We start from the raw sequence: 4,993 nt of genomic DNA, 5'->3' as shown, positions 1-4,993 counted from the left end.
TAGATTTGTGAAATGGTTGAACCAAAATTGGGACGTATTCTCGGCTTATAAAGCCAGTTTAGGCCTTGTTTGGGCTTAAAATTTGTTTAAGTCCCGTTAGAGAAAGATTTTTTAAAGGTGCAGGAGGTTGACCTTGTAAAGGAACAAATTTAGGTAAAATTAATACACTGACGCAGGCAAATGCTGTTATTCCAATTCCGACTAATGCTTTCTTAGTTTTAGCAAATGACTTCAGCCACTTTCTTTCAGTATTCAGCGGGCTAATTCCCTGTAACTCAGTCGGAGGAACTGCCGACAACCCTTCTTCACTAGGGCATTCAATCTTAGCTATAGCCTGTAAAATTGCTTCGGGATTTTTCGGTCTATTCTTCGGATAGAAAGCCATCAGCTCATCAATTAAATCTGCCAGCAATCCCGAAATTTGTGGTGCTTGATCTCGCCAAATCACCTCTTGATATAGCTCGTCTTCAAGGTCAGTTGGATTTTTTCCGGTTAAAAGAAAGACAAAAGTGCGTCCCAAGGCATAGAAATCGGATTGAGGCAGCGCTTTGCCTTTTATTTGCTCGAACGGAGCGTAGCCTTTGGTATATATCTTTGTAACTTCCCCCTCATTCTCGTCCGCAATTTTTGAAAGGTAAGTGTTTGTGATTATCCGCACTGCTCCAAAGTCGATTAACACCAGTTGACCGTCAGGTTTTAATATGATATTTGCTGGCTTAATATCTCGGTGAAAATAATGCTGCTGATGCAAGTAAGCTAGAATATTTACCAGTTGCTTTAACCAATTAATTGCTTGTTGTTGGCTGATGGGTTGATAATCTATCTGCTTTAGCCACTGCTGCAAATTATGACCGTAAATTTTATCCATCACTAGACAGTAAAGCGTGTTTCCTCCTTCTTGATAGAGAAAATATCCGTCGGGTTCTACTTTAGGAATTCCTGGATGATCTAGTCGTATTAAGACATGAGCCTCTCGCTCAAACAGGGATACTGCTATTTGTTTTTCCTGCAAGTTTGAACAATTCTCAAAATGCAGAACTTTGAGAATTTTTGGCATCCCTTGATCCTCAACAATATCAAAGATTTTGCCAAATCCTCCGCGAGTATCCAAATCTAACTCTTGCACAATACGATAGCGATTTTGAAGTATCAATCCAGGCTGAAGCATGGCAAATAAAATATGCTTTATTTCAACTCTTCGGACAGTTTTCGATCGCCAACCGTAGAATCAGGGTTTCAGGGCGATCGAGAACGAGGGGAACGCTAACAAAGCACACTATAGGCTTTCGGGAAAATCAAGGATTTCAGACTACGACCTAAAAATTGTTATTTGTTACATACAATAATGATTAATAACATATTTCCTAATTACAGGCTGTAGCCTAAACAAGTCTTGACCGATTTCGGTTTCGATCAGCGATCGCCAACTTAATGACTCCAAAGCATTCATTAATGTTGAGCTAGATATATCTGACGAAATCTCCGATCGCAATTGATTAAAGTCAACAGATTTGTTAAGTATAGCTAATTGACACATTACTTTTATTTCTAAATCAGTTACACGTTCAAACATCTGGGATAAAACTACCTCTATTTGACCTCCTATAAAAATCGTACCTGTTCTGAGAAAATCAGAAGTTTTACCAGCAAATAAAGTGATAATTGTTGCTGAAATCATCCATAGTGCTAAAGGATTTCCTTCGTACCTTTCAATAAAATCATTCCATTCTTTTTCTTTTACTAACCCTCGTTCGAGAAGAATTTGCTGTGCGGGTTCATTTTTCAAGCCACTCACTTTATGAGAGCGAACAAGGCGAGTTCGATTTTCTAATAATGAAATGTCGATAGATTTTTCTGAAGTTGTCAATACCAAGCAGCTTTTATGGTTCAATTCACCTACTTTTTTGAAAAATCTACCGTAATCCTGATATCCGTCTCGATATCTGCCAGCCAACAAACCTGTTTCCATAATTGTCTCGACTCCATCAATTATTACCAAACATCGGTGCGCGTTTAAACACTCGATCGCTCGCGAGATGGCATCAGAGGGTGTTTCTGGTAAATTTGTTTCCTCTTGGCTACAGATAAATCGGATGATGTCTTTGAGGACGGTATGTATGGGTGGAGTGCGATCGAGACTTCGCCAGATAATGAAATCAAAATCATTTTGAATTTCTTGTGCCAGTTTGACAGACAGAGACGTTTTGCCAATTCCCCCCATGCCCAACAGTGCCACCAGCCGACAGCGGTCTGTTACAATCCACTGCTTCAGTGCGGTCAATTCTTCTGTACGTCCGTAGAAAACAGAGACATCAGGGGCTTCCCCCCAATCTTGTCGAGAACGGGCGATCGCTGATTCTGGCAATTTTTCGGGCAGCGGAAGAGTTGGTGAGGAGCGATCGTCTTCTGCAAGTATATTCTTAAAGCTTTTTTTCCTAACCTCTTTCCCCAGTGCAGATGACAGCAGTTGCCAGAATTCGGAACCTAACTCCTTAGCATAACTCAGGTTGCAGTTACATTCACTGGAAATTTGCTCGTAAGTCTTATCTTCTAATACCTTACGAAATATGTTTTTTTGCAGATCGGTTGGGGATCTCCCCGTCCGAGCATGAAAAGACGCCTCTGCAAGTTCTAACGCAGTGTCAACGTTCATATTTGGGAGTTATGCAAAAATCATACTTCAGTATAACCCATTTTCCGATCGTCCTACTTTTTCCAACTCTTGCCGACCAACTCAGCCAAAAGCGACTTTTATCGACAAAATTGAGCTGTGAAACAACCCACTTTACCAGACTGAAAAATTATTGGTTTTGAAACAACATAGTAAATGTCAAGTCAATCGATGAAAACAGGAGTAACGATTGTGCCTTTACCGACAACCGACCAACAGTGGGATTTACAAAGTGGAGATGGCTGGCAATTTGACGATAATTCCAGTACAGGTGGTAAGCTTACCAATATCAAAGAAGCCTCACCAGAAGTGAAACAACTCTCTAGGGAATTGTCTCAAAAACTGGTTGGATTCTCCGCCCCAATGAGTGCTGGTTATGCCTACGAATACAGCGGTGCTAATGGCAATCCCTACAATGGTAATAATGTCTCCCACGCTGGGATTGATTATGCAGTTGGTGCGAACATAAATGTCTCAGCGGTAGTTCCGGGAAAAATCATTAATGTTGTATCTTATGGTGCAACTGGGCAATTTGTGACTGTAGAAGGTAATGATGGAAAGCGCTGGATATATGGTCACATCCAAACCAGCAAGAAAGCTGGAGATTCTGTGAATATTGGAGATGCGATCGGTACAGTGAAAAACCAAAGTGGGAACACTCATCTCCACATAGAGGTTCAAACTTCACCTTTTGATTCTAGTATTATTGGTGGAATTCCCTATCAAACAAAAGGAAGTCGGAATTTTGTTCTAACCAATACAATGAGTCCACTTCAAGCCTACTCGGAGTCGAAAAATGGTGGCGGTGTTCCTGTAAACACAAAAAGGGGCACAGAAGGGGACGATCGCATTAGTGGAGGAGCCGGCAACGATACTTTAATCGGTTTGGGTGGCAATGATAGCCTGTACGGCGAAGCGGGCAATGATTCCCTCATTGGCGGCAATGGAAATGATTACCTTGACGGCTATGCCAGTTATGTCAGTCGCGAATTTGACACTTTAACGGGTGGAGCTGGTGCAGATACTTTTGTACTTGGCAATGCACGACAAGGAGTTTTCTATCAAGGTGACGGTAATGCAATTATTACAGATTATTCAACTCGAGATGACTACATCCAACTCAAAGGAAGCGCTAACGACTATCAGTTAATCCGTCAGGGTTCTGATACCATAATTTCCTTGAAAAACGCAGATAGGATTGGTATTGTTCAGGGGGTAACAGACTTGAGCTTAACTGCCCGAACGGGAAGAGTTGATTTCAAATTTGTCTGATGTTGAGTTTCTTGATTTCTTCTCACCATTAATATCGAAGGTAAAAGAGCGATCGCCCAAGATTTCATACAAGCGATCGCTTGTATGAAATCATCTTAAATCCTTGGCAACTTAGCCCTGATTTTTGACAACCTTAAATAGAGGTTCGTTTACTAGGAGGACTGTGATGGAGCGCATAAGTAAATTGACAGCAGCACTAGAACAATATTCCGATCGCACTCCCCAAGATGAACAACTGTGTCAACTCATTTTAACTATTTGCTCGCAACCTCGCGATAGTTTGCAGCGTCGAAAATCAATGGAGCGATTGTTGCTGAAAGTGCAACGCTTGCCAAAATTGTCAAAAAGTTCTCATCCCTATTATTTAGAAGCGGTAAATAAAACTTGGGAATGGTTAGACAATAACCTTCACAATTTTCATCCCCGCAGTTCTCCGATTCGAGACAGTTTCGTGACTTGGATTAACGGTAATCTCCGGTATCGAATTAGAGATTTATACGCTGCAAAACCCAAAAATATGGTTTCCCTAGATGTTAGAGAACGCAGCCAATTTTACCACCCATGTTTGGGCAGTATTGACGCTTATATCGAACCGCTTGAAGCTGAGGAAAACAAAAGTTTAGCACGAAAGATCGCGCAATACATTAATCGAGCTCCCGAAGCTAAACTGCGAAAGTGTTATCCTAAAAATCGTCCCGACTGCAACTGTCAAATTATTGCTAAAAAAATGTTTTTGCACCAGTCGCCAGAAAAACTAAGCGAGATCGCGCGACAGTTGAATATCAATACCCAAACCATTCACTCTTTTTGGAGGAGGAAGGGATTCCCAACAGTGCGATCGCTCGCCAGAGAAATTGCTCAAATAAACTCTGATATTATGTCCGGATAATTGGTTTTTGTCTGTGATAGTGACCTTCATTCTCTCTCTTTCCGAATGCGCACGGCCCCTTAACACTACAAAAAAACACAACCAGGCATCGAGCTATTTTCTCAGGCAGTGACCCGCCAAATATCTTCGCCACCGCAGCGTTTAACAACCGAGTTCGGGAT

4 protein-coding genes and 1 rRNA gene (1 of these 5 running past the window's edge) are annotated in these 4,993 nt (G+C 41.4%); 2 read left to right on the top strand and 3 right to left on the bottom strand.

Translation table 11 applies throughout. From position 1 onward, the window contains the following. Positions 1-58: 58 nt before the first annotated feature. Complete coding sequence (locus JGK07_RS32720) at positions 59-1,168, bottom strand: serine/threonine-protein kinase (protein WP_293226776.1); 1,110 nt, start codon at positions 1,166-1,168, stop codon at positions 59-61. Between the two features lie 165 nt (positions 1,169-1,333). Then, complete coding sequence (locus tag JGK07_RS32715) at positions 1,334-2,653, bottom strand: NB-ARC domain-containing protein (protein ID WP_293191739.1); 1,320 nt, start codon at positions 2,651-2,653, stop codon at positions 1,334-1,336. 189 nt (positions 2,654-2,842) lie between these two features. Between JGK07_RS32715 and JGK07_RS32710 the strand changes: the two genes are divergently transcribed. Both JGK07_RS32710 and JGK07_RS32705 read left to right on the top strand, forming a co-directional pair. Next, the gene (locus JGK07_RS32710; RefSeq protein WP_293230673.1) at positions 2,843-3,943 is read left to right on the top strand and encodes a peptidoglycan DD-metalloendopeptidase family protein; all 1,101 of its coding nucleotides are present in this window, start codon (positions 2,843-2,845) and stop codon (positions 3,941-3,943) included. Between the two features lie 166 nt (positions 3,944-4,109). After that, positions 4,110-4,832, top strand: coding sequence for a hypothetical protein (locus tag JGK07_RS32705; RefSeq protein WP_293184974.1), 723 nt, complete (start codon positions 4,110-4,112; stop codon positions 4,830-4,832). Positions 4,833-4,912: 80 nt separating this feature from the next. On the opposite strand, the gene rrf is transcribed toward JGK07_RS32705, so the two are convergent. Beyond that, a 5S ribosomal RNA gene (gene rrf / locus JGK07_RS32700) occupies positions 4,913-4,993 on the bottom strand (it continues 37 nt past the right edge of the window).

Origin of the sequence: Microcoleus sp. PH2017_24_DOB_U_A (genome assembly GCF_020738205.1) — a bacterium.
Taxonomy (GTDB): domain Bacteria; phylum Cyanobacteriota; class Cyanobacteriia; order Cyanobacteriales; family Microcoleaceae; genus Microcoleus.
The sequence above is the reverse complement of the archived record's forward strand: the minus strand, read 5'-3'. Positions and strand labels throughout refer to the sequence as shown.

What these genes read in the sequence shown, in the direction of transcription:
- JGK07_RS32705 (WP_293184974.1), top strand. Translation starts at nt 4,110, where the DNA reads ATGGAGCGCATAAGTAAATTGACAGCAGCACTAGAACAATATTCCGAT.
- JGK07_RS32710 (WP_293230673.1), top strand. Translation starts at nt 2,843, where the DNA reads ATGAAAACAGGAGTAACGATTGTGCCTTTACCGACAACCGACCAACAG.
- JGK07_RS32720 (WP_293226776.1), bottom strand. Translation starts at nt 1,168, where the DNA reads ATGCTTCAGCCTGGATTGATACTTCAAAATCGCTATCGTATTGTGCAA.
- JGK07_RS32715 (WP_293191739.1), bottom strand. Translation starts at nt 2,653, where the DNA reads ATGAACGTTGACACTGCGTTAGAACTTGCAGAGGCGTCTTTTCATGCT.